Source organism: Buttiauxella gaviniae ATCC 51604, assembly GCF_001654835.1.
GTDB classification, from domain to species: Bacteria; Pseudomonadota; Gammaproteobacteria; order Enterobacterales; family Enterobacteriaceae; genus Buttiauxella; species Buttiauxella gaviniae.
Genome location: NZ_LXEP01000034.1, coordinates 24,051 through 49,323, shown reverse-complemented (window position 1 = coordinate 49,323; position 25,273 = coordinate 24,051). Strand labels below are relative to the sequence as shown.

The 25,273-nt window shown below is 49.9% G+C and carries 24 protein-coding genes; 14 read left to right on the top strand and 10 right to left on the bottom strand.

Annotated features, from left to right (window positions below; translation table 11 throughout):
• The first annotated feature begins 6 nt into the window (after positions 1-6).
• From M977_RS19535 to M977_RS19525, 3 genes are read left to right on the top strand one after another with little or no spacing between them, the layout of a single operon-like run.
• Positions 7-741: an outer membrane protein OmpK gene (locus M977_RS19535; RefSeq protein ID WP_064518242.1), complete on the top strand. Its 735-nt coding sequence runs from the start codon at positions 7-9 to the stop codon at positions 739-741.
• Positions 742-759: 18 nt separating this feature from the next.
• A complete protein-coding gene (locus tag M977_RS19530; RefSeq protein WP_064518239.1) occupies positions 760-1,722 on the top strand; it encodes a nucleoside hydrolase in 963 nt (320 codons plus the stop codon).
• A 2-nt stretch (positions 1,723-1,724) separates the two neighbouring features.
• Positions 1,725-2,957 (top strand): NupC/NupG family nucleoside CNT transporter, encoded by a 1,233-nt coding sequence (locus M977_RS19525; RefSeq protein WP_064518237.1) that lies wholly within the window; start codon positions 1,725-1,727, stop codon positions 2,955-2,957.
• A gap of 43 nt (positions 2,958-3,000) precedes the next feature.
• Here the strand turns inward: M977_RS19525 and M977_RS19520 are convergent, their stop codons facing one another.
• A complete protein-coding gene (locus M977_RS19520) occupies positions 3,001-3,537 on the bottom strand; it encodes a YniB family protein (RefSeq protein WP_064518235.1) in 537 nt (178 codons plus the stop codon).
• Between the two features lie 167 nt (positions 3,538-3,704).
• Here M977_RS19520 and hxpB point away from each other — a divergent pair, with 167 nt between their 5' ends.
• The 5 genes from hxpB to M977_RS19495 all read left to right on the top strand — a co-directional run bounded on the left by hxpB (position 3,705) and on the right by M977_RS19495 (position 8,340).
• Positions 3,705-4,373, top strand: a complete 669-nt coding sequence (gene hxpB, locus M977_RS19515) for a hexitol phosphatase HxpB (protein WP_064518233.1) — start codon at positions 3,705-3,707, stop codon at positions 4,371-4,373.
• 156 nt (positions 4,374-4,529) lie between these two features.
• Complete coding sequence (gene kduD, locus M977_RS19510; protein WP_064518231.1) at positions 4,530-5,291, top strand: 2-dehydro-3-deoxy-D-gluconate 5-dehydrogenase KduD; 762 nt, start codon at positions 4,530-4,532, stop codon at positions 5,289-5,291.
• 113 nt (positions 5,292-5,404) lie between these two features.
• The gene (locus M977_RS19505) at positions 5,405-5,995 is read left to right on the top strand and encodes a metal-dependent hydrolase (RefSeq protein WP_064518229.1); all 591 of its coding nucleotides are present in this window, start codon (positions 5,405-5,407) and stop codon (positions 5,993-5,995) included.
• 133 nt (positions 5,996-6,128) lie between these two features.
• The gene (locus tag M977_RS19500; protein ID WP_064518227.1) at positions 6,129-7,520 is read left to right on the top strand and encodes an L-cystine transporter; all 1,392 of its coding nucleotides are present in this window, start codon (positions 6,129-6,131) and stop codon (positions 7,518-7,520) included.
• 133 nt (positions 7,521-7,653) lie between these two features.
• Positions 7,654-8,340, top strand: a complete 687-nt coding sequence (locus tag M977_RS19495; RefSeq protein WP_064518225.1) for a tetratricopeptide repeat protein — start codon at positions 7,654-7,656, stop codon at positions 8,338-8,340.
• 79 nt (positions 8,341-8,419) lie between these two features.
• On the opposite strand, the gene cedA is transcribed toward M977_RS19495, so the two are convergent.
• Positions 8,420-8,659 carry a cell division activator CedA gene (gene cedA, locus M977_RS24585; RefSeq protein WP_074392080.1) on the bottom strand — a complete coding sequence of 80 codons (240 nt, stop codon included), beginning with the start codon at positions 8,657-8,659 and terminating at the stop codon, positions 8,420-8,422.
• Between the two features lie 158 nt (positions 8,660-8,817).
• On the opposite strand from cedA, the gene katE reads away from it, so the two are divergent.
• Positions 8,818-11,079 carry a catalase HPII gene (katE, locus tag M977_RS19490; protein ID WP_064518223.1) on the top strand — a complete coding sequence of 754 codons (2,262 nt, stop codon included), beginning with the start codon at positions 8,818-8,820 and terminating at the stop codon, positions 11,077-11,079.
• Between the two features lie 123 nt (positions 11,080-11,202).
• Here katE and osmE read toward each other — a convergent pair whose 3' ends face one another.
• Positions 11,203-11,541 carry an osmotically-inducible lipoprotein OsmE gene (gene osmE, locus M977_RS19485; protein ID WP_064518222.1) on the bottom strand — a complete coding sequence of 113 codons (339 nt, stop codon included), beginning with the start codon at positions 11,539-11,541 and terminating at the stop codon, positions 11,203-11,205.
• A gap of 274 nt (positions 11,542-11,815) precedes the next feature.
• Between osmE and nadE the strand changes: the two genes are divergently transcribed.
• Both nadE and yddG read left to right on the top strand, forming a co-directional pair.
• Positions 11,816-12,643 (top strand): ammonia-dependent NAD(+) synthetase, encoded by an 828-nt coding sequence (gene nadE / locus M977_RS19480; protein ID WP_064518219.1) that lies wholly within the window; start codon positions 11,816-11,818, stop codon positions 12,641-12,643.
• Between the two features lie 61 nt (positions 12,644-12,704).
• Positions 12,705-13,595, top strand: a complete 891-nt coding sequence (gene yddG, locus M977_RS19475) for an aromatic amino acid DMT transporter YddG (protein ID WP_064518217.1) — start codon at positions 12,705-12,707, stop codon at positions 13,593-13,595.
• A 109-nt stretch (positions 13,596-13,704) separates the two neighbouring features.
• On the opposite strand, the gene hutU is transcribed toward yddG, so the two are convergent.
• Together hutU and hutH are read right to left on the bottom strand one after the other, a co-directional pair.
• The gene (gene hutU, locus M977_RS19470; RefSeq protein ID WP_064518215.1) at positions 13,705-15,405 is read right to left on the bottom strand and encodes a urocanate hydratase; all 1,701 of its coding nucleotides are present in this window, start codon (positions 15,403-15,405) and stop codon (positions 13,705-13,707) included.
• Positions 15,406-15,422: 17 nt separating this feature from the next.
• Positions 15,423-16,967 carry a histidine ammonia-lyase gene (hutH, locus tag M977_RS19465; RefSeq protein ID WP_064518213.1) on the bottom strand — a complete coding sequence of 515 codons (1,545 nt, stop codon included), beginning with the start codon at positions 16,965-16,967 and terminating at the stop codon, positions 15,423-15,425.
• A 160-nt stretch (positions 16,968-17,127) separates the two neighbouring features.
• On the opposite strand from hutH, the gene hutC reads away from it, so the two are divergent.
• Positions 17,128-17,880, top strand: coding sequence for a histidine utilization transcriptional repressor HutC (hutC, locus tag M977_RS19460; protein ID WP_064518211.1), 753 nt, complete (start codon positions 17,128-17,130; stop codon positions 17,878-17,880).
• On the opposite strand, the gene ves is transcribed toward hutC, so the two are convergent.
• Positions 17,881-18,426, bottom strand: coding sequence for an environmental stress-induced protein Ves (gene ves, locus M977_RS19455; protein WP_064518210.1), 546 nt, complete (start codon positions 18,424-18,426; stop codon positions 17,881-17,883).
• Positions 18,426-19,790, bottom strand: a complete 1,365-nt coding sequence (locus M977_RS19450) for a formimidoylglutamate deiminase (RefSeq protein WP_064518208.1) — start codon at positions 19,788-19,790, stop codon at positions 18,426-18,428. Before M977_RS19450 ends, ves begins: the two co-directional genes overlap by 1 nt.
• A gap of 174 nt (positions 19,791-19,964) precedes the next feature.
• Between M977_RS19450 and hutI the strand changes: the two genes are divergently transcribed.
• Together hutI and hutG are read left to right on the top strand one after the other, a co-directional pair.
• The gene (gene hutI / locus M977_RS19445) at positions 19,965-21,194 is read left to right on the top strand and encodes an imidazolonepropionase (RefSeq protein WP_064518206.1); all 1,230 of its coding nucleotides are present in this window, start codon (positions 19,965-19,967) and stop codon (positions 21,192-21,194) included.
• Positions 21,178-21,975 carry an N-formylglutamate deformylase gene (gene hutG / locus M977_RS19440; RefSeq protein ID WP_064518204.1) on the top strand — a complete coding sequence of 266 codons (798 nt, stop codon included), beginning with the start codon at positions 21,178-21,180 and terminating at the stop codon, positions 21,973-21,975. The genes hutI and hutG overlap by 17 nt, the downstream gene beginning before the upstream one ends.
• Positions 21,976-22,140: 165 nt before the next feature.
• On the opposite strand, the gene spy is transcribed toward hutG, so the two are convergent.
• The 3 genes from spy to astB form a co-directional block, all read right to left on the bottom strand.
• Positions 22,141-22,623, bottom strand: coding sequence for an ATP-independent periplasmic protein-refolding chaperone Spy (gene spy, locus M977_RS19435; protein ID WP_064518202.1), 483 nt, complete (start codon positions 22,621-22,623; stop codon positions 22,141-22,143).
• A 322-nt stretch (positions 22,624-22,945) separates the two neighbouring features.
• Complete coding sequence (gene astE / locus M977_RS19430; protein WP_064518200.1) at positions 22,946-23,911, bottom strand: succinylglutamate desuccinylase; 966 nt, start codon at positions 23,909-23,911, stop codon at positions 22,946-22,948.
• A 33-nt stretch (positions 23,912-23,944) separates the two neighbouring features.
• Positions 23,945-25,273 carry an N-succinylarginine dihydrolase gene (astB, locus tag M977_RS19425; RefSeq protein WP_064518198.1) on the bottom strand — a complete coding sequence of 443 codons (1,329 nt, stop codon included), beginning with the start codon at positions 25,271-25,273 and terminating at the stop codon, positions 23,945-23,947.

Genomic DNA, 25,273 nt, shown 5'->3' with positions numbered 1-25,273 from the left:
ATTAAAATGACACGGATCATCATTAGTTTGATTTTGTTAGCAACTTCATTTCTTGTACAGTCCGAACAAAAATATGGCTGGGGGAATATCCATTTTGACTATCAATCCTGGGACTCAGGCGTTAAAGATCTTGAATATGAGCAGGCTTTAATTGGTATTGAAGGCGGTATGGGTTTCGATTGGGGAGAGATGTATGGTTTTTATGATTATGAAAACATCTTAGACAAAGAAGGTAATCAGGGGCAGACCGCCAATGGAGAAATCCATACTTATTTATGGAGCAGCGGCGTAAGTCTATTTACTAAAGTGTATAATTCGCAAAGTCCCGACTTTAAAGAAACCAACCAATTTATTGGGTTAGGTTATACCGATATAAAAGGTGATGGCTGGTGGTTTAAACCATGGATAGCACGGCAATATATTACCGCCCATAATAATTTTGGCCCCGCGCATGATGTTAACGGTCTAAATGGCTTCAGTATCGGCTGGAATGCAGGTTATGCCTTCACTCTATTCAACCAGGATTTATTGCTTACCAACTGGAATGAAATAGAACTAGACCGCAACGATGATTACACAGCCAATAACTCTGGTCGTGAAGGTTTAAATGGTGGTTTAAATATCACATGGAAACTAACCAACCATATTTCAACAACATTTATGTATCGCTATTTTTATAACAAGTTGGGGGCGGATGGTTACGGAGATATTTTAATTTATCGTCTCGCTTATGACTTTTAACTTACGGAATCTATTCATATGAAAATCTCACTATGGCCGGAACTCACGCCGGTACAACGCGCAGCACTGATGTCCCTTCCGTCCGACGGCGTGATTCCTGTCGTGATGGATAGCGATACTTATAATGAAATTGACGATCAGATAGCCATCGCCTGGGCTTACCTGCATCCGGAACGTATAGACCTTCAAGCCATTTATGCCGCCCCTTTTACCAACCATTTTTTTGGCGAGGGCAATTCTCACACCTATGTTGATAATCCTGCCGTAGGAATGGAATTGAGTTTTGACGAAATTCACCGGGTATTTGAAAAACTTCCACACCGGCAGCCACTCCCAGCAATATTTAAAGGTTCTACGCGGTACCTGACCAAGAGTGATGAAATAGAAATATCACCAGCCGTAGAAGATTTAATTATTCGCGCACGCGCCGCGACACAGACGCTTCAGGTTCTCTGTATTGGTGCGCCAACTAATGTTGCCAATGCGCTACTTACTGCCCCTGATATTATCCATAAAATCCATGTCATTTGGCTTGGCGGCAACAGTTATGACTGGAAAAATAACCAAGAATTTAATTTGATGCAGGATGTTTTCGCCAGCCGCATACTCTTTGATAGCGGTGCCGCACTTACGCAAATCCCCTGCTTTGGCGTAGCCAACTGTATGGCAACCTCAGTACCAGAATTACAATTTTATCTTTCGAATACCAGTCGTTTTGGCAACTACATCGCCGAGATAGCACCACGCTGTCCGTGGATTGGCTTCGCTTCTCGCAAAGTTATTTGGGATATCACCACCGTAGGCTATGTACTGAACCCTGAATGGTTTACCTGCCAGTATCTGGCTGCACCACTGGTTAATGACAATCTGAACTGGAGTTTTGATAACCGTCGCCACCAGATTCGGGTGGTGAAATTTATCGAACGAGACGATCTGTTTAAAGATCTGTTTCGTAAAATTATTGATGCCGATAAGGAATAAACATGCGCATATTTATTCTTTGCCTATGTATTCTTGTTCTGCTGGCCATCGCACTGCTATTTTCGTCAAATCGCAGAGCAATTAAGTTACGCACAGTCATCGGTGCTTTTACTATTCAGGCATCCGTGGCGGCATTCATACTTTATGTTCCCGCTGGCGAGAGAATCTTACTTTCCATCTCTAACAGCCTTTCTGGAGTGCTAACTTATTCATCTGAGGGGATTAATTTTCTTTTTGGTGATTTAGGCCGCTTTAAAATGGGCTTCCTGTTCGCGTTTCACGTTTTGCCGATCATTATCTTTATGTCAGCACTCTTCTCCGTGCTCTATTACCTCGGCATTATGCAATGGGTGATCCGTATTATCGGTACCGCCATTCATAAGTTGTTAAAAACCAGTCCCGCAGAATCCATGGCGGCTACTGCAAATATTTTTGCCGGTAACACCGATGTATTCGTGCTAATGCGCCCCTACGCCCCAAAAATGACACGCTCAGAACTTTTTGCTTTGATGTGTGGCGGCGTTGCTTCCATCGCTGGGTCGGTTCTGGTCGGTTACGCCAGTATGGGGATTGAAATGCGTTATCTGGTTGCGGCCTCTTTCATGTCCGCGCCCGGCGGGCTATTAATGGCAAAAATTCTCTACCCGGAAACCGAACCTGACAAGGTTGCCGATATTCACATTGAGGATAATGAAAACCATGAAGAAAGGCCGATTAACATCGTTGAAGCGGCAACTAACGGAGCTATATCTGGCCTGAAGTTAGCGGTGAATGTCGGTGCAATGCTACTGGCATTAATCGCATTGATTGCCATGGTCAATGGTCTGCTTGGCTGGGCATTTAATCTTTTTGGCGTCGCTAACATCACACTACAACTCATATTTAGTTATCTCTTTGCTCCCATTGCATGGCTGTTGGGTGTACCTGGAGCCGAGATGCTGCAAGTTGGGAGTTTGCTGGGACAAAAGCTGGTGCTAAATGAGTTTGTTGCCTACACCAGTTTTATATCACTCAAGTCGGAACTCTCCGAGTACTCGCAAATCATCGTGATTATGGCACTGGCAGGATTCGCTAATCTGTCCGCACCCGCGGCATTGATTGGCGTACTGGGTGGTATTGTTCCCGCACAGAAAAGTTTTATCGCTCAAATGGGTGCAAAAGTCATTCTGGCAGGCACTCTATCCAATCTGATGAGTGCAGCTTTAACCGGGTTGTTTTACTTAATCGCCCACTGAAGCAAAACATTAACCGCTCTCCATCTCCAGGAGAGCGGTCTTATTAGATGAAACCCAGTAATGAAAAGAAGAAGTAGCCGATGACGATAATGATGATAGGTAAAACATAGAGCGGGAAAATTTGCAGGAAAATCGTGTGTCGTGGAACGACAATTTTTGCATCGATCTGCGCTTTCGTTAACCCTTCGGGGCCTTTTGCTTGTTCCAGAATCAATTGATCTTGCACACCTTCACGCAAAAACTTCGCCTGGCGGCTCATACGTGCCCCAGATGCCTGTAATGCGAGGCCAACAAATATCAATGCGTAGATGACCCAGAACAGTATGTTTGCCTGCTGGTGGAACTCTGGTTGAGGCGAGTTGTACCAGAAGAAATTTAAAAATGGCGTATTGAAACGCATCATCTCAATCATGACATGAGCAAAATCCAGCATCACGGCATTAATGCCTGCCTGTTTTTCGCTGTGTGCATCCATAAACTTCAAAATCGAAATCAGTGTAGAAATTACCGCCGGGATAAAAATTACCCAGCCAGCCACACGTTTGAGTACGGCAATGCGTCCAGCTTGTTGATACGTCATTCGTTCCCCTTAGTTAAGACGCAACTTGTACGCACAAAGTCTACCTTGTCCGGTGTGATTTCGCCTGAGCTTTACGGGCGAATTTCACAAAGCAGTGGCATCCTCGGGTAATTCCAGCTATTGATTAGAGATCTTATCTTTAATACATAAATGACAGGAGTCGATAAATGGCTGTTACTCGCCAAATTGTAGCTGCAATTTTTGATATGGACGGTTTGTTGATTGATTCAGAACCGTTATGGGATGAAGCAGAGCTGGAGGTTATGGCAAGCATAGGCGTAGATATTTCCCGCCGTTGCGAACTACCCGATACGCTCGGCTTGCGTATCGATCTGGTCGTCGACCTGTGGTTCTCACACCAACCGTGGAATGGTCCAACGCGTGAAGAAGTGACCAACCGTGTCATTACCCGAGCCATCTCCTTAGTTGAAGAAAAACGCCCTCTCTTGCCAGGTGTGCGTGAAGCAGTTGCATTGTGCAAAGCACAGGGGCTGAAAGTAGGTTTAGCTTCTGCATCACCTCTGCATATGCTTGAACGCGTTCTGGAAATGTTTGATCTGCGTGACCAGTTTGATGCCATCGCCTCAGCTGAACACCTGTCTTACAGCAAACCGCACCCTCAGGTTTACCTGGATGCCGCAGCAAAATTAGGTGTCGATCCCCTTACCTGTGTGACACTTGAAGATTCCGTAAATGGAATGATTGCCACCAAAGCTGCACGGATGCGTTCAATCGTGGTTCCCGCCGAAGAAAACCATGATGATGTGCGCTGGTGTCTTGCCAACGTTAAACTCCCGTCACTGGTTGAATTACGCGCTGAACACCTCCTTGGCTAATCTTTTATAAGGTGCGGGACTCCCCGCATCTTTCTCGAAATCATACCTCCGTCAAAATTATTGAAACACTATTTCATATTAATTTGAATTTCCCCCATCCCGTATCTATTCTTGATTTACACGCGCATATGCGCTTTTCCGGATACCGGGGTAACTATGATTCTCGATGCTTTTAATCTGCAGGGTAAAGTCGCTATCGTCACAGGTTGTGACACTGGATTGGGTCAGGGAATGGCGATCGGCCTTGCTGAGGCTGGTTGTGACATCGTTAGTGTGAACCGCAAAATTCCGCACGAAACCGCGCAAAAAGTGGAAGCGTTGGGGCGACGTTTTCTCGCCATCCAGGCAGATTTAAGTCAGCACGAGGTCATTCCGGGCATCATCGAACAAGCTGTGGCGGGAATGGGGAAAATAGACATTCTGGTCAATAACGCGGGCACCATTCGCCGCGAAGACGCCCTTGAATTTAGCGAGAAAAATTGGGACGACGTGATGAACCTGAACATTAAATCAGTGTTCTTTCTCTCTCAGGCGGTAGCAAAACAATTCATCAGGCAAGGTGGTGGCGGGAAAATTATTAATATCGCCTCAATGTTGTCATTCCAGGGCGGTATCCGGGTTCCCTCTTATACGGCATCAAAAAGCGCGGTGCTCGGTGTCACGCGACTGCTGGCAAACGAATGGGCACAACACAGTATTAATGTGAATGCCATTGCACCGGGATATATGGCTACTAACAATACTCAACAACTGCGTGATGACGAAGTGCGCAGCCAGGAAATACTCGACCGTATTCCAGCCGGCCGATGGGGTGCTCCCGCGGATCTACAAGGCCCAATAGTTTTTCTCGCGTCAAGCGCGTCCGATTACGTCAACGGATATACCATTGCAGTCGACGGTGGCTGGCTAGCCCGGTAAATCCGCTATCGCCGGGTAACCGGCGGTAGCAAAATGTTACGCCGTCACCTCTTCCGTCTACTGTATAAAATCCCTATACTGTATGAATCGACAGTTTTCATCCAGGTAGTATCATGACGGCGGAAGGCCATCTTCTTTTTTCCATTGCCTGCGCAGTTTTCGCAAAAAACGCCGAACTCACGCCCGTGCTTGCTCAAGGAGACTGGTGGCATATTGTGCCGTCAGCCATTCTGACCTGCTTATTACCAGATATCGACCATCCAAAGTCGTTTCTGGGCCAGCGCCTGCCGTGGATTTCCAAACCTATCGCCCGTGCCTGCGGTCATAGGGGCTTTACACACAGTTTGTTTGCGGTGTTTGCAAGCCTTGCACTGTTCTATCTTAAAGTCCCTGAAACCTGGGTTATTCCCGCCGATGCGTTACAAGGCATGGTGTTGGGTTATTTGAGCCATATTCTGGCAGATATGCTTACGCCTGCTGGAGTTCCACTGCTGTGGCCATGCCGTTTGCGCTTTCGCTTTCCGATTGTCAGACCGCAAAAAGGCAACCAACTTGAACGCGTTTTGTGTATGGCGCTGTTTGGTCTGGCTGTGTGGATGCCGCAAAGTTTGCCCGATAACAGTGCGGTGCGTTGGTCATCACAGGTGATAATTTCAATGCAAATGACCTTCAACAGCCTTTTAAATCACCATTCAGCACAATAATTAGACGAAACTAATCAAAATGTAATAATCAATTCCTTTTGAATATAAGTGTCGTTCTAAGCTTCTGGTACGATTTACACAATAAAGATGGCAATCAGTCCATCTATTTAAAAAACACTCAGGAGATACGGGGATGAATTTTCCACTTATAGCGAACGTTATCGTGTTCGTTATTCTGCTGCTGTTGCTGGCGCAAACTCGCCACAAACAGTGGAGTCTGGCAAAAAAAGTACTGCTTGGTTTAGCAATGGGCGTAGTATATGGCCTGGCGCTGCACACCATTTATGGCGAAGACAGCCCGGTACTTAAACAATCTATCCAGTGGTTTAACATCGTTGGTAACGGTTATGTACAACTGTTGCAAATGATCGTCATGCCATTAGTGTTCGCCTCAATTCTGAGCGCGGTAGCTCGTTTGCATAATGCCTCTTCACTGGGGAAAATCAGCTTCCTGACCATCGGAACCTTGCTGTTTACCACTTTGATCTCGGCACTTGTCGGCGTGTTGGTGACCAACCTGTTCGGCCTGACGGCTGAAGGTTTAGTACAAGGTACAGCTGAAACCGCTCGTCTAAGCACCATTGAAACCACCTATGTGGGCAAAGTGGCTGACCTGAACGTGCCGCAACTGATTCTGTCATTCGTGCCGAAAAACCCGTTTGCTGACCTGACTGGAGCGAATCCAACCTCAATAATTAGCGTAGTGATTTTCGCGGCCTTCCTGGGTGTCGCCGCACTGAAATTACTCAAAGACGATGCGCCGAAAGGTGAACGTGTTCTGGTGGCTATCGACACGCTGCAAAGCTGGGTAATGAAGCTGGTGCGCCTGGTCATGCAATTGACGCCATATGGTGTACTTGCGCTGATGACCAAAGTTGTTGCCGGTTCAAACCTGCAAGACATCATCAAACTTGGTAGTTTCGTGGTTGCGTCTTATCTCGGTCTAGCAATTATGTTCGGCGTGCACGCAGTATTGCTGGCCGTAAACGGCGTGAGCCCGCTGAAATACTTCCGTAAGGTCTGGCCTGTACTGACTTTTGCCTTCACCAGTCGTTCAAGCGCCGCCAGCATTCCATTGAACGTTGAAGCGCAAACTCGCCGTCTGGGTGTTCCTGAGTCCATCGCAAGCTTCGCTGCGTCCTTTGGTGCCACCATTGGTCAGAACGGTTGTGCTGGTCTGTATCCTGCCATGCTGGCGGTGATGGTCGCTCCAACCGTCGGGATTAACCCGCTGGACCCTATTTGGATTGCAACTCTGGTTGGTATCGTAACCGTAAGCTCCGCAGGTGTTGCGGGCGTCGGTGGCGGTGCAACCTTCGCAGCCCTGATTGTTCTGCCAGCCATGGGCTTGCCGGTCACACTGGTAGCATTGCTGATTTCTGTTGAGCCACTTATTGATATGGGTCGTACTGCTCTGAACGTTAGCGGTTCAATGACTGCCGGTACTATCACCAGCCAGTTGATGAAGCAGACGGATAAAGAATTACTCAATAGTGATGAAGAAGCGGAATTGGCGCATCGCTAATCAGTAGCAAAACCACCTTATAATCTGCGACAATAAACGGTTCCTTTAACAGGGAACCGTTTTTTTTATTTATAACTTAGAGCCCCTCTCAGGGTGCCAAAATACTTTCGCCTTCAACGGACCTCTTCCCTCAATGAAACGACTCTGCATTCTACTTTTCTTCTTTGTCTCTGGCGCCTGGGCAGAAAATGTCGATAGCCCTTACCTGAAACATGCGCAGGAAGGTGACAGCCGCGCGCAATTCTATCTTGCCGATACCCTGGTTAGTGCCGGCGAATATCAGCAGGCAGAAAGCTGGGCTGCAAAATCAGCCGCTCAGGGTGATGCCGACGCCATGGCGTTATTGGCTCAACTCAAAATACTTGATCCTGCTACCGCTAATTACCCACAGGCTAAATCGTTAGCAGAGCAGGCCGTACAACGAGGCAGCCAGTCTGGAAAAGTGACTCTGGCACGCATTTTCGTTAATACCCAAGCGGGTAAACCCGATTACACCAGGGCCATTGAACTGCTTGAAAGCGCCTCGCAGGATATAGAAAGTGACTCGGCAGTCGATGCGCAAATGTTCCTGGGGTTAATCTACGCCAACGGTGTAGGGACAGCGCAAGATGACGAAAAAGCCACTTTCTGGTTTAAACGCAGCTCTACACTCTCCCGCACCGGATACGCCGAGTACTGGGCTGGAATGTTATTTTTAAACGGCGAAAAAGGTTTTATCGCTGTCAATAAACAGCGTGCATTGCAGTGGTTAAATTTGAGCTGCATGGAAGGCTTTGATACCGGTTGTGAAGAGTTTGAGCGGCTCAGTAACGGCGGGTAAGTCAATCAGCGTTCAGGGCCTGCACCCAGCAGGCCTTTAAACTCACGTCTATTAAAACAGCTCTGAGCTCGTTCTTCTCTCAGTAAATCTCATTTTCATGTCTGACCTGTATTGCCCAGCGTTGTGCCGATTCCGGTAAGGTAAAGGGCGGTGACTGGCGGAACGCATTTCCTACCAGCACAAAAGCCACGTAGCGATTGCTTAGCAGCCACACATCCTTAAACCCATCCACTCGAAAAGCATGAGAAGGTGGTGAGGGTTCAACACGCGGTTGGTACGTAAGAACGGGACGAGTATTCGGTTGGCGTAAAGGTTTCATAGGCAATGGAATCAAAACTAAATTGATGAACAACTTCGCTATGATAACGGAGAACTGTCCCATAAGTCTCGCGTCGAGATGACCTTGTCCTATAGTTAAAGCTGTTTTGGGCCATACGAAGCCCAATTAGAGCAGGACTAAAACAGGAGATGAGTTCAATGTCGACTAACGATAAGCACCCTCTGAATCACAGTGCGCCTATACATGACGCCAATGAATCGAAGCCTGGTATGGATTCGCTGGCACCCGAAGATGGCTCTCATCGCCCTTCAACTGAACCCAGCCCTCCAGGAGCGCAACCCACTGCAGCAGGGAGTTATAAAAGCCCGGACACCTCCAACGAAAAATTGAAATTGCTCGATAAGCATCGCAAAAACGGTGAAAACTACCCTCTGACCACCAATCAGGGCGTGCGCATTGCTGATGACCAGAACTCGCTGCGTGCTGGTACGCGTGGGCCTACGCTTCTGGAAGATTTTATCCTGCGGGAAAAAATCACTCACTTTGACCATGAGCGGATTCCCGAGCGTATCGTTCATGCGCGCGGATCAGCGGCACACGGTTATTTCCAGCCCTACAAAAATATGGCGGAAGTGACCAAAGCAGATTTTCTTTCTGACCCCGACAAAATCACTCCGGTGTTTGTGCGCTTTTCAACGGTGCAAGGTGGCGCTGGATCGGCCGATACAGTGCGTGATATCCGCGGATTTGCCACTAAGTTCTACACTGAAGAAGGCATTTTCGATTTAGTCGGTAACAACACTCCGGTATTTTTCATTCAGGATGCACACAAATTCCCGGACTTTGTCCATGCAGTGAAGCCTGAGCCACATTGGGCTATCCCGCAAGGTGGCAGCGCGCACGACACCTTCTGGGACTATGTCTCGCTGCAACCTGAAACACTACACAACGTCATCTGGGCGATGTCTGACCGTGGCCTGCCGCGCAGCTACCGCACCATGGAAGGTTTTGGGATTCACACTTTCCGCATGATTAACGCAGAAGGTAAAGCTACTTTCGTGCGCTTCCACTGGAAACCGACCGCGGGTAAAGCTTCTCTACTGTGGGATGAGTCGCAAAAACTGACCGGACGTGATCCTGATTTCCACCGCCGCGACCTTTGGGAATCGATTGAAGCGGGTGACTTCCCGGAATATGAACTGGGCTTGCAATTAATTCCGGAAGAAGATGAATTTAAATATGACTTTGACCTGCTCGACCCAACCAAACTGATCCCCGAAGAGCTGGTGCCGGTTCATCTGGTGGGTAAAATGACGCTCAACCGTAACCCGGATAATTTCTTTGCCGAAAATGAACAAGTGGCATTCCATCCGGGCCATATCGTTCCAGGATTAGATTTTAGTAACGACCCGCTGTTGCAAGGCCGTTTGTTCTCTTACACCGATACACAAATCAGCCGTCTCGGTGGGCCGAACTTCCATGAAATTCCTATAAACCGTCCGACCTGCCCTTATCACAACTTCCAGCGTGACGGCATGCATCGCATGGATATCGACAACAATCCAGCCAACTACGAACCCAACTCCATCAACGACAACTGGCCGCGTGAAACTCCTCCAGGGCCAAAACGTGGCGGTTTCGAAAGTTACCAGGAGCGTATTGAGGGCCATAAAGTCCGTGAACGCAGCCCATCGTTTGGCGAATATTATTCACAACCGCGCCTATTCTGGCAAAGCCAGACTCCGGTGGAACAGCAGCACATCATCAGTGCCTTTAGTTTCGAATTATCCAAAGTCGCGAGGCCGTATATCCGCGAACGTGTACTGGATCATTTGACACATATTGATATTTCCCTTGCCCATCCGGTCGCAGAAAATCTCGGAGTTGAACTGTCTGATGAACAGATGCATGTTGCGCCGCCAAAAGATGTGAACGGCCTGAAGAAAGATCCAAGCCTAAGTCTGTATGCCGTGCCAAGCGGTTCAGTGAAAGGCCGTGTGGTGGCTATTTTGCTGAGTGAAAAAGCCAATGCTGCGGATGTCCTGGTAGCGATGAAGGCGCTGAAAGCTCAGGGCGTGCACACTAAATTACTGTTTTCCCGCATGGGTGAAACAAGCGCTGATGACGGCTCCCTGCTCCCGGTGGCCGCTACGTTTACCGGTTCGCCATCGGTCACAGTGGATGCGGTGATTGTTCCCGGCGGCGATCTCACTTCAATTCTCAATAATGGTGACGCAGCTTATTATTTACTGGAAGCTTATAAACACTTAAAGGTCATTGGCCTTGCAGGTGATGCCCGCCAGTTCAAAACTCAGCTAGGAATCGATAATAACCAGGGCGAGGAAGGCGTGGTGGAAGGTGACACTGTCACGACTGCATTTACCGATGATTTCCTGAAACTCTTAGCTGCGCACCGCGTTTGGTCGCGCAGTAATAAAATTAGCCATATTCCTGCTTAACCCACAAAAAAGCCGTCACATCAGTGACGGCTTTCTATTCAAAATATTTCCCTAAATAATTCGCGTGGCAGAAAGGCTAATGGGTAAAGTCAACTCATCTGCAACTCGAAGTATGACGGGGAATTATTTTTTAACCTGCGGGTCAGTATCGTACTCAGCACAGGTCTGATAACCCGAATTCATCACATGCCCGGTTTCATCAAGCGCTACGAAATAAGTTTCTGTTTTCCCATCACGCTGGCCAAGAATGTAAGTCTGGCAAGTACCACGTGCGTGAATCATGGTCACTTCTGAAGACGGTTTGCCTGCAACCTGTTGAACTTGCTCACGGCTCATGCCTTTTTTCACATCTTTTACAACCGGTGTTGCTACCTGATCTTTGGTACGATCGTAGGCCGTGCAACCGGCAAGCATTGTCATAACCGCTGCTGCACTTAAAATTCCTGCAAAAGTCTTGTTCATATTTTATCCTCGTTTTTCAGGGTATTGCTCATGCGTGTTAGATAAGCCTGGAATATAAAAGCGCATTTTTCAACTAAGCAGACCAAATGAGTAAATTTTAGGATTATTAAACAAAACACCAGGTTAGCTCCAAAACGTACCAGATAGCTCTAAATCACACCAAACGGCACAACCTCTCTCCCATGAGTCTTGTCGTTTTAACCACAAACGGGTAGTTTTAACAAATCTGACTTTTGCTACCTGCATACGCAGGTAAATTGCACCGGAGGGTTAAATGGCTCTGCAACAAGAGATTATTCAGGCACTAGGAGTGAAAACACAGATCGACCCAGAACACGAAATTCGTGTCAGCGTTGATTTCCTGAAGTCGTACCTGAAAAGATATTCATTTATTAAGTCGCTGGTGCTGGGTATTAGCGGCGGCCAGGATTCAACCCTTACCGGTAAACTCTGTCAGCTCGCCATCAATGAACTGCGTGATGAAACCGGTGACGAAACTTACCAGTTTATCGCCGTACGCTTGCCGTTTGGCGTGCAGGCCGATGAACAAGACTGTCAGGATGCCATTACCTTTATTGAGCCAGACCGCGTGCTAACCGTGAATATCAAAGGTGCTGTACTGGCGAGCGAACAAGCGCTGCGTGAAGCAGGTATTGAGTTGAGCGATTTTATTCGTGGCAATGAAAAAGCCCGTGAGCGCATGAAAGCACAATACAGTATCGCTGGCATGACTAAAGGCGTTGTTGTGGGTACTGACCATGGTGCTGAAGCGGTGACTGGATTCTTCACCAAATACGGCGATGGCGGCACCGATATCAACCCAATCTTCCGTCTTAACAAGCGCCAGGGGAAAGCGCTGCTTAAAACACTGGGCTGCCCGGAACATTTATACCAGAAAGCGCCAACCGCTGATCTTGAAGATGACCGCCCTTCTCTGCCTGATGAAGCTGCCCTGGGCGTAACCTACGAGCAAATTGATGACTACCTGGAAGGCAAAACCCTGGACGATGCCACCAGCAAAATCATCGAAGGCTGGTATCTGAAAACCGAACACAAACGCCGTCCACCAATCACCGTATTTGATGATTTCTGGAAACAGTAGTTTCTGAAAATAATGTTGGATGGCCGCCGCGTCATCCAACATTACTCCGTTCTGGATACACATGGATAGCTCTGCAAAACGTGCCACGGCTTTTGGCCTGGTGGCCATTCTCCTCTGGAGCACCTCAGTTGGTTTATTGCGCAGTATCAGCGAACATTTTGGCCCCGTTGGCGGTGCCGCACTGATTTATACCGTCAGCGCAGTTTGCCTGTGCCTGGCGCGTGGTTTACCGAAAATTCGTGAAATCCCACCCCGCTACTTGTGGATTGGTGGCGCGCTATTTGTCACTTATGAAATATTCCTCGCACTGGCTATCGGGCTTGCGCATAGCCGCAGCCAGTCATTAGAACTGGGAATGATTAACTATTTATGGCCGAGTCTGACCATCTTGCTTGCCCTGTTTATCAACCAGCAACGCAGTAATTTATGGCTCTGGCCTGGTCTTGCGCTGTCACTGGCGGGCATCATTCAGGTGATGAAAGGCGATGGTGACTGGTCACCGATTCAGATGTGGCACAACATTCTGGATAACCCGCTGGCATACGGCCTGGCTTTTGCCGCTGCGTTAATCTGGGCGCTGTATTGCAATATTACGCGCCGCTGGAGTGGTGGGAAAAATGGCGTATCTCTTTTCTTTTGTGCCACTGCGGTAGTGTTGTGGGTTAAATTTGCTTTCGTTAGCGAAGCACCTATTCACTTTACGCTGCCTTCGACAATACAACTCCTGTTCATGGGTGTTTCTACAGCTGTCGCCTACACGGCCTGGAATCACGGCATTCAGCGCGGGAACATGACTTTGCTGGCAACCGCATCGTACTTTACGCCAGTGCTATCGGCATTAATCGCAAGCCTGTGGTTGGGTTTACATCCGGGTTGGGCGTTCTGGCAGGGTGTGATGATGGTAGTCGGCGGGTCATTGTTATGTTGGTTAGCGACCCGCCGTTATAGCTAACGCTTCATACTTCGAGCCGCAGCGGTGTTGGCTGCACTCACAAACCCCAGTCACTTACTTATGTAAGCTCCTGGGGATTTGCTCCCTTGCCGCCTACCTGCAACTCGAATTATTTTGCGTTATGAATTGGTAGCATCGGTAATTTCAGATCATGCGCTTTCGCGCATTCAGCGGCACTCTCATAACCCGCATCGGCGTGGCGCATCACGCCGGTTGCTGGGTCATTCCACAGCACACGACCTAAGCGCACGGCTGCTTCTGGCGTACCATCGGCTACAATCACCACGCCAGCATGTTGCGAGAAGCCCATTCCTACGCCACCACCATGGTGCAAACTCACCCAGGTCGCCCCGCCTGCGGTATTTAGCAGCGCGTTGAGCAATGGCCAGTCGGAAACCGCATCAGAGCCATCCTTCATGGATTCCGTTTCACGGTTTGGCGAAGCCACAGAACCACAATCCAGATGGTCACGACCAATTACGATTGGTGCTTTCAGCTCGCCGTTACGCACCATTTCGTTAAACGCCAGCCCAGCAAGATGACGCTCGCCAAGACCTAACCAGCAAATACGCGCCGGCAGCCCCTGGAAAGCAATACGCTCCTGCGCCATATCCAACCAGCGATGCAGGTTCTGGTTATCCGGGAATAGCTCTTTGAGTTTCGCATCGGTTTTCGCAATATCTTCAGGGTCACCTGAAAGCGCTACCCAGCGAAACGGCCCTTTGCCTTCGCAGAACAACGGGCGAATATAGGCCGGAACAAAGCCCGGGAAATCAAAGGCATTTTCCACGCCTTCATCAAACGCCACCTGGCGGATGTTATTACCATAATCCACCGTCGGGACACCCATTTTCCAGAAATCGAGCATCGCCTGAACGTGCACCGCCATAGAGGATCGCGCGGCTTTTTCCACGGCTTTCGGTTGTGAGGCACGCTCACTCTGCCAACGCTCCAGCGTCCAGCCCAACGGCAAATAACCGTTTATCGGATCATGGGCCGAAGTCTGATCCGTCACAATATCAGGCTTAATGCCCCCCGCTTTCGCGCGTCTAACCAATTCTGGTAGCAGATCGGCGGCGTTGCCTAATAGACCGACGGAGATCGCTTTTTTCTCCGCGTTCGCTTTTTCGATCATTGCCAGCGCTTCATCAAGAGTTGTCGCTTTATAGTCGAGATAACGAGTACGCAGACGGAAATCAATGCGCGACTCCTGGCACTCGATGGCTAACACCGAAGCGCCTGCCAGCACGCCCGCCAGCGGCTGTGCGCCACCCATACCGCCCAGCCCAGCAGTCAGGATCCATTTGCCACGCAAATCCCCACCGTAATGCTGACGACCAGCCTCGGCGAAGGTTTCAAAAGTGCCCTGCACGATGCCTTGCGCGCCGATGTAAATCCACGAACCCGCGGTCATCTGGCCGTACATCATTAGCCCGGCTTTATCGAGCTCATGGAAATGATCCCAGTTTGCCCAGTGCGGTACGAGGTTGGAGTTGGCAATCAGCACGCGCGGAGCATCAGCGTGAGTGCGGAAAATACCGACTGGCTTGCCCGATTGCACCAGCAATGTTTCATCGGCCTTGAGTGTACGCAGCGAGGCAAGGATCTGTTCAAAGCAATCCCAGTTGCGAGCTGCTTTACCGATCCCGCCATACACCACCAGATCTTCCGGGCGCTCGGCGACATCAGGATCGAGGTTGTTTTGGATCATGCGGTAAGCCGCTTCAATCAGCCAGTTTTCGCAGTGCAATGTCGTACCATGCGGTGCGCGTACCGTGCGGGCTACCGCCTGTTTTACAGATTCAGTCATTGTAGTGGCTCCCGGCATCAGGCCGACGTAGAAGGGAAAAGTTGTGTAATAACAGCAGGTAATTCACCACTACAGCCCCACTGGCGCATGCTTTCGATATCCGGAGCCAGTAGGCGGTCTTTATCAAGGAAGGCAACACGTTCACGCACGCCATTAAAGACCTGCTCCATGATTGGCGAACTGCTTAATGGGCGGGAAAACTCGATCCCCTGGGCTGCAGCCATCGCTTCAATACCCACTACGGCGGCGGTGTTGAAACACATCTCACCAAGGCGGCGCGCGGCATAAGTTGCCATTGAAACGTGGTCTTCCTGGTTTGCTGAAGTAGGCAGGCTGTCCACACTTCCCGGATGAGCCAATGACTTGTTTTCAGATGCCAGCGCTGCGGCTGTCACCTGCGCAATCATAAAGCCTGAGTTAATTCCGCCCTCTTTCACCAGGAATGGCGGTAAGCCAGAAAGACCGGTATCCAGCAGTAATGCCAGGCGACGTTCAGAAATTGCGCCAATTTCAGCAACTGCCAGCGCAATAATATCGGCGGCGAATGCCACAGGCTCTGCATGGAAATTCCCACCGGAAATCACCTCTCCGGTTTCGCTAAATACCAGTGGGTTGTCAGATGCGGCGTTAGCTTCAATTTGCAATACGCGTGCTGCATGGCGCAGGTTATCGAGGCATGCTCCCATTACTTGCGGTACGCAACGGATGGAATAAGGATCTTGCACACGCCCGCAATGCTGATGAGAGTCAACAATTTCACTGTCGGCAAGCAAAGCTCTGACTGCCGCCGCTACGTCGATTTGCCCGGTCTGCCCACGCGCTTCATGAATTCGTGCATCAAAAGGTTTCACTGAGCCTTTAATTGCTTCCAGTGATAACGCCCCGGCGACAAGGCCTGCACCAAACACTTTTTCGCCTTCAAACAGGCCGCGCAACGCCAGTGCGGTAGAAACTTGCGTGCCGTTAAGTAACGCCAGCCCCTCTTTTGGACCAAGCACCAGCGGCTCGACCCCGGCAATTTTCAACCCGGCGATTGCTGGAAGCTCCTCGCCATTGATACGCACATTACCTTCACCCAACAACATCAGCGAAAGGTGCGCCAGCGGTGCCAAATCTCCCGATGCACCAACCGAGCCTTTTTCCGGGATAACCGGCATCACACCCGCGTTAAACAGACGCAATAAACTATCGATAACATCCATACGCACGCCAGAGTGGCCACGCGCAAGGCTAATAATTTTGCTGGCCATCACCAGGCGTACCACATCATCTGGCAACGGTTTCCCAAGACCTACGCTATGCGAAAGCACCAGATTGCGTTGCAATTCAGCCAGATGCTCTTTGGCAATGGTGGTTTGCGCCAGCTTGCCAAATCCCGTATTAATGCCGTAAACCACATCGCCATGATTGACGATAGCCTCAACGGTTTGCTGGGACTTAATGACCGCATCAATGGCCCCGGAATCAAGGCTCAAAGTCACGACTCCATGGTAGATTTCACGCAGTGTGGCGAGCGTTACGTGCCCCGGTGTAAGACAGCAAATCTTTTTTTGCAGCGACATAGCGACATCCTGATGGCATCAATTCATGTGAACGTATAGAGTTGTATAGACAACCTAACTAATAAACCCAAATGACCGCCAGCGGGTCATAGGTAATTTTTATTGAACAGTGAGCGAGATCGCGCTTTCGCCGCAAAATGCAATTTTTAAGGAACCGTTGATGTCTGAAATCCAACCTCTGGATCAATTGCGTGCCGCCATCAGTGATTTACCTGCGCCCATTTACCTGCGGGTAAAACAAGGAATCATCAGCCAAATCCGCAGTGGGAACTGGCTTGCTCATCAGAGAGTGCCTTCGGAAACGGAACTGGTTAATGCGCTGAATGTCAGCCGAATGACTATCAACCGGGCGTTGCGAGAACTCACAGGCGAAGGCTGGCTGGTACGAATGCAAGGTGTGGGAACCTTTGTGGCTGAGCAAAAAGGCCATACTGCAATGCTTGAAGTGGGCAGCATTGCCGAAGAGATTACCGCGAGAGGTCATCACTACCGCAATCAGGTGGTAGCGCTTGAACAAGTTAAGGCAGATGAAAAACTGGCACATGCCTTTTCAGTCAACGTTGGCGAGCCGCTGTTTTATTCGCAACTGATTCACTACGACAACGATATGGCAGTACAGCTGGAAACTCGCTATGTGAACCCGGCGCTTGCCCCAGACTATCTACAACAAGATTTCCGTCTGGAAACGCCTCACCATTATCTGAGCAAAGTCGCACCGCTAACTTCGGGTGAACATATTGTGGAAGCGGTGTTGGCAGATGAAACGCAGCAAGGATTGCTTGAAGTGACGACTAACCAGCCTTGTTTATTGATTCAACGCCGCACCTGGCACCATTCGCAGGTGGTGACGGTAGCCCGACTGCTGTATCCGGGCTCGCGTTATCAATTGGTCGGCAGTTTTACCGGGCAGTGATCAGAGATAAGTAATTTCGCTAAACAGCAGCTTTCCTTCCGACTTCAGTAAGCGCAAGGTGTGGCGACCATCTTGCCACCACGCACCTTGCTCTGGCGTCAGTAGTTTGTCGCCCAGTTGCCACTCACCGCTGAGCACATAAACAATGCCGCCACGCGGAGCGAAGGTCGTAAACGTGCGGTCAGCAACACGCACTTTGGCAAGGCAACGGTCACGATGCGTCATGATATTGAAATCCATCGACATACCCTGCTTTAGCTCGGCTTTAACCGTGTAATCACCGGCAAAAGCAAAAGGCTGAAAGTGCTTTAGGGTATGACGAAACGCCTTTCCGGCATCCAGAACCACCTCCCCTCCTTCAAGCAAGGTGATGACACGGTCTACCTGAGGGAAAGCTGAAAATTCGCCGCTGCTGGCGATTGACGCGATACTGGCGCGCCAGTTGAAATCGCGCGTAGCGGGCGGAAAACAGCAAATTTCGCGGGTTTCTCCGGCCCCGTTACGCCACAAGCTGACGGGCACTTTCCGTATATCAAAGAATTCCATCACCACTCCTGAAGAGTGCGCATCACCTGCGCAAACTGTGCATTACTTTGTTCATCGAGCGGGTGCTGCCTGTCGGTTATCACCTGTTTTCCAGCAACCCACACGTCTCGTATTTGTTCGCAGCGTCCACCAAACAACCAGCGGTTAAGAATCGCGTAATCTTCAACATGCGCAAGCCATGAATCACGCTCGAGTACCAGCCAGTCCGCACGCTGCCCCGGAGCAATCATCCCCATCGTCACACCGCAGGCTTGTGCCCCGCCAACTGCAGCCTGCCGCCACAAAACTTCGCCAACCTGAGGCAATTCTGGCAACACAATGCGGTTGCGCCTTTTATCACGCAGGCGCTGTGCGTACTCAAGCCAGCGTAATTCTTCCAGTGCACTAACCGACACATGGCTGTCAGAACCCACGCCCCAATGGCCGCCCTGGGCGATGAAATTGGTCGCAGGGAAAATGCCATCGCCGAGATTTGCTTCGGTTGTTGGGCATAAACCTGCCACTGTGCGGCTTTCAACAATTTGGGTTAACTCTTCAGGCGACAAGTGCGTGGCATGAATCAGGCACCAGCGGTCGTCCACGGCAAAGCGGTTATATAGCCATTCCACCGGGCGCTCATTGCTCCAGGCAAGGCAGTCGTCGACTTCTTTCTCCTGCTCCGCAATATGGATATGAACCGGCAAGCGGTAATCACTCGCTTCCAGAACATCTTCCATTTGCTCCTGTGTCACCGCTCGTAATGAGTGAAAACACAAACCGTGATTAATCAAAGGATAACGGCGTAATACATTGCCCAACGCTTGTTGTTGGCGCAGATAACGATCGACATCCTGGATAAATCTTTTTTGCCCCGCGGCTGGTGGTTGTGCGCCAAAACCTGCATGGCTGTACAACACTGGCAACAGCGTTTGCCCTATCCCACTGTTATCGGCAGCAAGCAGCAGTTGCTGTAGCATCAAATCACCTGACGCATACGGTTTTCCGTTAACGTCATGATGTAAATAGTGAAATTCAGCAACCTGAGTGTAACCACCCTTGAGCATATCAATGTACAAATGAGTGGCAATGGCACCGACTTGTTCAGGGGATAGTTTCTGCACCATGCGATACATCATGTCGCGCCACGTCCAGAAACTGTCCTGCGGATTGCCCGCCACTTCCGTCAATCCTGCCATCACCCGCTGAAACGCATGAGAGTGCAAGTTTGAGATAGAAGGAATCACGACGCCCGGTAGCAGTGTGGCATTTTCTCCTGAAGCACCAACTTCGACGTGAGTAATCGTTCCTTGTTCGTTGACGCTAATACGCACATTGTGCCCCCAACCTTGTGGGAGCATCACAACTGGAGCAAAAAATGCAGGCATGGATTTGATTCCTTCTTTTGCGATGCCAATGATTTAGCGATTAAATCAGACTAACGCAAACCAAATTTTAAACTTGTTTAACCCCGTCATAATTCGCATGACTGAAGTTGCCGAAAAGTACATGCTGCGCTAGCTTGTAGTCAATTGTCTATACAACCTGATGTGGAGAATGTCATGACTTACCCTCGTAGCATCGACAGCCTGTGGAGCGGTGCAACGCTTGTCACAATGGCGAATGGGCAATACCAGTTGATTGAAGATGGTGTTATCGCAGTGCATCAGGGGAAAATCGTTTGGCTGGGCGCTCGCGCTGAGCTGCCCGACATTTCAGCGCAGGCACATCACCACTTTGATGGCGGGATAATCACTCCGGGCTTTATTGATTGCCACACTCATTTGGTATTTGGTGGCGACCGCAGCGCAGAATTTGAAATGCGCCTGAATGGAATGAGTTACGCAGAAATTGCCGCACGTGGTGGCGGCATTATTTCCACCGTCCGCAGTACGCGCGAAGCCGATGAAGATGATTTGCTGCATTCTGCCCGCCAGCGTCTGCAACATTTGCTGCAAGAAGGCGTGACGACGGTTGAGATTAAGTCGGGATACGGGCTGGATATCGAAAATGAAATCAAAATGCTGCGCGTTATCCGTCGACTAGGCGAAATCCTCCCGGTTGAAGTGTACGCCACCTGCCTTGCGGCTCACGCCGTTCCTCCTGAGTTTAGCGGTGATAGCGACAGATGGGTTGAAGTGGTTTGCGAACAGTTACTCCCGCGTGTAGCACAGGAAAAACTGGCTGATGCCGTAGATGCATTCTGTGAGCATCTGGCTTTTAGCCCGGCCCAAACCGAGAAGGTTTTTAGCGCCGCCCGCACTCTGGGAATGCCTGTAAAACTCCACGCTGAACAACTTTCAGCACTGGCCGGCAGCACTCTTGCCGCTCGTTTTCAGGCGTTATCTGCCGACCACCTTGAATACGCAACTGATGCTGACGCGCAAGCAATGGCTGAAGTCAATACCGTTGCCGTATTGCTACCTGGCGCGTTTTATCTGTTACGTGAAAAGCAACAGCCGCCGGTTGCTGCGTTCCGCAAACATGGTGTGCCGATGGCGGTCGCAAGTGATGCCAACCCTGGCACCTCGCCTGCATTATCATTGCGTTTAATGCTCAATATGGCCTGTACTCTGTTTGGTTTAACCCCTGAAGAAGCGCTGGCGGGTGTCACGCTGCATGCCGCGCAGGCATTGGGTATCCGTGAAAGCCACGGCAGCCTTGAGTGCGGAAAAGTTGCTAACTTTGTGCACTGGCCCGTGGCACGTCCCGCAGAACTGGTCTATTGGTTAGGGGGGCAATTGCCCTGTACCGTTATTTATCAGGGAGAGAAACGTGACAGCACCTTTTGATTTCAGTCGTGGGAAATTGCCAATCCTTATCAGCATTCCACACGCAGGCACCGCACTAACGCCAGACGTTGAATCGGCCCTAAGCGATGCAGCAAAACCATTGCCTGACACCGACTGGCATATCCCAAAGCTTTATGATTTTGTTCACGCATTGGGCGCAAGCGTGATTACCGGCAATTATTCGCGCATGGTTATCGACCTCAACCGCCCGGCGGACGATAAACCTCTCTATACCACCGCCACCACCGGTCTGTATCCTGAAACGCTATTTGATGGCACCCCGGTGTTTATTCCAGGAAAAGAGCCGAGTCCGGAACAACGTAAAGCGGCACTGGACAATATCTGGCAGCCTTACCATCAGCAGTTGCAAAGTGAGCTGGAGAGAATGAAAGCGGAGCACGGCTATGCGCTACTGTTTGATGCCCATTCCATCGCCAGCCATATTCCGCGTTTGTTTGAAGGTAAGCTTCCGGATCTTAATTTCGGTACTAACGGCGGTAAAAGCTGTGATGAGTTGATAGAAGAGCATCTGGTGGCTTGTGCGGCATCACAAAAGCAATTTAGCTGGGTGGCGAACGGGCGCTTTAAAGGCGGTTATATCACCCGCGCCTATGGTCAACCGGCGCAAGGGGTTCATGCGGTGCAGTTGGAACTTGCGCAGTGCAATTATATGGATGAGCAGGCACCGTTTGCATGGCGCTCCGATCGTGCCGAGCAATTGCAACCGTTGCTTGAGCAACTTATCCGCTCAATGTTGAGTAGCGCGCAGCAGATTGCCTGATATTCAAAATGGTGGATGTCGCCTGCGGCTAATCCCCCCTACAAACCATTTTCCGTAGGTCGGATTAGCGCAGTGACATCCGACAAAAACAAGAAAACCGCCGGTCCTGTCCACTGCGATATCGCTATTGTGGACAAGACCGGCGGTCTTAAGTCAGTCGATCAGTTATTCCTGATCAGCAGGCATTTTACCTTCATGTTGAGGACGTTCTGTCAGACGCTTCTCAAAATTGGCATTAAATTGTTTTTTCTGTTCCGGCGTCAGAATGTTGTAGATCTTATTCTGCGTTTCCATATGAGCCATCATGCGAGCTTTGTTCTGCTCAGCCATTTTATCTACCTGAGCCTGCGCTTTAGCCTTATCGAAGCTGTCGCTGGCAATAATGTTATGCGCCGCACGGCGCTCTTCTACTGAAGGGCGCTCCATTTTACCGCGCTGTTCTTTCATGATGTCGCGCACTTGTTGTTTCTGCGCGTCAGTCAGGTTTAAATCCTTAAACATCATATCGTGGTGACCACCACGCATACCTTTATGGTGCGTCATGGTTGCATCAGTTTTTGCAGCGGTAGTGGTATCAGCCGCGTGAGCCAGGTTCGCCGCGCCGAGAGCCAGAGTTGAAGCAACAAAAAGAGCTGTTAATTTACGCATATTGTTTATTCCTATTCTGATTTCTATTACGACAAGGTTTGCCGCGTTGACGAAATTAAGTTTACGGGGTTGTGCGTCAAGTAATAGTCCCCATAGGTAAAGCATTGAAAGGGAGAAAAACAAAATTGCAGCAATTATGAAGAGAATAAGGATAAACAAAGGGGAATTGAAACAGTATATAACAAAGCAATGATTTTAAAGCAATTATGAAGAGAGTGTATAGCAATATGCAGAATGGATAAAGCCGCCAACTAAGATTTATCTGTATATTGTTGTTTGCCCGGTGATTATTTATTGGCCCCACTGCTGAGGCCAATACATATTAAATTTCGCGCAGCATTAATCCCGCACGTAATCCCGTTGCAACATTAGGATTAGGGAATAAAACAAACTCGACATCTTCTTTCACCACATATTGCGTGTTGCCATCTTCAGCCAGCAATGTGCCTTTCGGGAATGCGGTGAAGTTCTGTGTTTGCGCTGACATATGCAACACAAAGGCATCACTGTGGCGCGTAATCTGCTGCGCCACTTTATAGCGTAACGGATTACCTTCAATGGGCTCTGGCGCCTCGCCGCTTAGCAATGCCCGCAACGCCTGCTTTGTCACCTCAAACTGGCTGAGATCGTTTTCGCCAAAAGGCTGTGCTTTGCCCAACTCAAGTGTGCAACTGAGCGCATTGAAATGTTCGCTGCTGAAATGGGTAAAAGTGCCACCAGGTTCCTGATGAAACACCAGCGCCTGTAATCCCGCACAGCCCAGCCAGGAGAGAAATTCCTCATCATATGGCAATGGACGCGAAGGCAAGACTCCAAAACGCGGGTGATAAGAGCTGCGAATTGCGGTATGCATATCCAGATGCCAGCAGATGGTCTCTTCACATTCCGCCAAAAACAGATCCAACGCATGCTCAAGTCGGCAGGCACGTTGTGTTTCAATGCTTTCAGGGAATTGCTGCCAACCGCCGCTAAACATACGATTCATATCGCTGTGCTGGTAGCGCTGATTGCTGCGCAGTGCCGCAGGATTGCCCAGAATAACCAGCAACCGCCACTGCAACGCTATTTCACCGGCAACCAGGCTGTCCACCAGCTGCGCAAGAATTTCTACCGGCGCAGTCTCGTTTCCGTGGACTCCTGCCGACAACACCAGTGTCTTTTGCGTCGCCTGATGTGGGGCCAGTGTCAAAATACCTTCATCCCACCACTGCCAATGCAGATGGGCATTTTCTCCGGCGCTCGGAGTTGGCACTTTACCCGCCAGGGTTTGCGCCAAAAAATCCAACATTGTGCCTCCTGTTAGAGCCTGCCAGGCAGGCTCTTAATGTTGAAATGGATAAACAGAACCTAAGTCTAGTATACGGGTTAGTTCATCGAGTGCTTCGCGCCCTTCTCGCAACAACTGTGGGTCAGCTAAATCAGCCTGAGTCAGTTGGTCACGATACCAACGGTCCACCCAGTTATTGAGCGTGACAAACAACGTTTCGTTCATCATCACCGCTGGGTTTAACGCTTTTTGTTCCGCTTCGCTCAGTACAACTCGCAGACGTAAACATGCCGGGCCGCCGCCATTTGCCATGCTTTCGCGCAGGTCAAACACTTTGAGTTCGCTGATTGGGTTATCGGCTGCCAGCACTTCGTTGAGATAATGCCAGACCCCTACATGCTGGCGGGACTCTTCTGGCAAAATCAGCGTCATGCTGCCATCGTCACGGCTTAATAACTGGCTGTTAAACAGATAAGTTGCGACCGCATCGGCCACTGAAACTTTATTTGCGGGAACTTCAATAGGCGTGAATCCGGGCACTTTAACACGCAACTGCTCGTATAACGCATGTTGATGAAGAAATGCCTGCTCATGGCAGAACAATACCTGGCGGTTCGACACCGCAATTACGTCGTTATGGAACACGCCCTGATCGATAACCGTCGGGTTTTGTTGCGCGTAAACCACTAAGTCCGGGTTCACCTGGTTAAGCCTGACGACAGCCTGACTTGCTTCGAGCGTCTGGCGAGCCGGGTAACGAGCAGGTACCAGCCCTTCTTTTGCCTCTTCGCGGCCATAGACAAAAAGCTGCGTCGATGGCTCGCCATACGCGCCACCGAGGCGGTTATGGTTTGCCGCCCCTTCGTCACCAAACATCGCCACCTGTGGAAGTGCGCCGTGAACAGAAAAATACTGTTCATTACGGAAGATGGCCCGTAACACCTTTTCTGTGGTCGGTGCTTCACTTGCACGGTGGAACTTGTTGTTCAGGTTCGCCACGGTGAAGTGGACTTTACCATCGAGGGTATCTGCTGATGGGCTGACCGTCGCGGCATTTGCTACCCACATTGAGGAAGCTGAACTCACCGCCGACAGCAGTTGTGGCGCTTGTTTTGCTACGCGTTCAACAATCTGTTCATCGCTGCCGCTAAAACCCAACTGGCGCAGCAGCGGAATATTGGGCCGCTCTTGCGGTGGAATGACACCTTGTGCAAACCCCGCATCCGCCAGCGCTTTCATCTTCAGCAAACCTTGTTTCGCAGCAAGCTTTGGGTTGGAAACACGGAACTGGTGTTTGGTTGATGCTTCATTACCGAAAGAAAGCCCGGCGTAATGGTGGGTCAAGCCCACCAGTCCATCAAAATTAACTTCACGCGCTTTCAT

Coding starts and splice junctions, on each gene's coding strand:
- M977_RS19450 (WP_064518208.1), bottom strand. CDS start 19,790: ATGCCTGCATTTTTTGCTCCAGTTGTGATGCTCCCACAAGGTTGGGGG.
- ves (WP_064518210.1), bottom strand. CDS start 18,426: ATGGAATTCTTTGATATACGGAAAGTGCCCGTCAGCTTGTGGCGTAAC.
- hutH (WP_064518213.1), bottom strand. CDS start 16,967: ATGTCGCTGCAAAAAAAGATTTGCTGTCTTACACCGGGGCACGTAACG.
- yddG (WP_064518217.1), top strand. CDS start 12,705: ATGGATAGCTCTGCAAAACGTGCCACGGCTTTTGGCCTGGTGGCCATT.
- hutU (WP_064518215.1), bottom strand. CDS start 15,405: ATGACTGAATCTGTAAAACAGGCGGTAGCCCGCACGGTACGCGCACCG.
- M977_RS19535 (WP_064518242.1), top strand. CDS start 7: ATGACACGGATCATCATTAGTTTGATTTTGTTAGCAACTTCATTTCTT.
- katE (WP_064518223.1), top strand. CDS start 8,818: ATGTCGACTAACGATAAGCACCCTCTGAATCACAGTGCGCCTATACAT.
- M977_RS19495 (WP_064518225.1), top strand. CDS start 7,654: ATGAAACGACTCTGCATTCTACTTTTCTTCTTTGTCTCTGGCGCCTGG.
- hutI (WP_064518206.1), top strand. CDS start 19,965: ATGACTTACCCTCGTAGCATCGACAGCCTGTGGAGCGGTGCAACGCTT.
- nadE (WP_064518219.1), top strand. CDS start 11,816: ATGGCTCTGCAACAAGAGATTATTCAGGCACTAGGAGTGAAAACACAG.
- hxpB (WP_064518233.1), top strand. CDS start 3,705: ATGGCTGTTACTCGCCAAATTGTAGCTGCAATTTTTGATATGGACGGT.
- cedA (WP_074392080.1), bottom strand. CDS start 8,659: ATGAAACCTTTACGCCAACCGAATACTCGTCCCGTTCTTACGTACCAA.
- astE (WP_064518200.1), bottom strand. CDS start 23,911: ATGTTGGATTTTTTGGCGCAAACCCTGGCGGGTAAAGTGCCAACTCCG.
- astB (WP_064518198.1), bottom strand. CDS start 25,273: ATGAAAGCGCGTGAAGTTAATTTTGATGGACTGGTGGGCTTGACCCAC.
- kduD (WP_064518231.1), top strand. CDS start 4,530: ATGATTCTCGATGCTTTTAATCTGCAGGGTAAAGTCGCTATCGTCACA.
- hutC (WP_064518211.1), top strand. CDS start 17,128: ATGTCTGAAATCCAACCTCTGGATCAATTGCGTGCCGCCATCAGTGAT.
- osmE (WP_064518222.1), bottom strand. CDS start 11,541: ATGAACAAGACTTTTGCAGGAATTTTAAGTGCAGCAGCGGTTATGACA.
- M977_RS19505 (WP_064518229.1), top strand. CDS start 5,405: ATGACGGCGGAAGGCCATCTTCTTTTTTCCATTGCCTGCGCAGTTTTC.
- spy (WP_064518202.1), bottom strand. CDS start 22,623: ATGCGTAAATTAACAGCTCTTTTTGTTGCTTCAACTCTGGCTCTCGGC.
- M977_RS19525 (WP_064518237.1), top strand. CDS start 1,725: ATGCGCATATTTATTCTTTGCCTATGTATTCTTGTTCTGCTGGCCATC.
- M977_RS19520 (WP_064518235.1), bottom strand. CDS start 3,537: ATGACGTATCAACAAGCTGGACGCATTGCCGTACTCAAACGTGTGGCT.
- M977_RS19500 (WP_064518227.1), top strand. CDS start 6,129: ATGAATTTTCCACTTATAGCGAACGTTATCGTGTTCGTTATTCTGCTG.
- M977_RS19530 (WP_064518239.1), top strand. CDS start 760: ATGAAAATCTCACTATGGCCGGAACTCACGCCGGTACAACGCGCAGCA.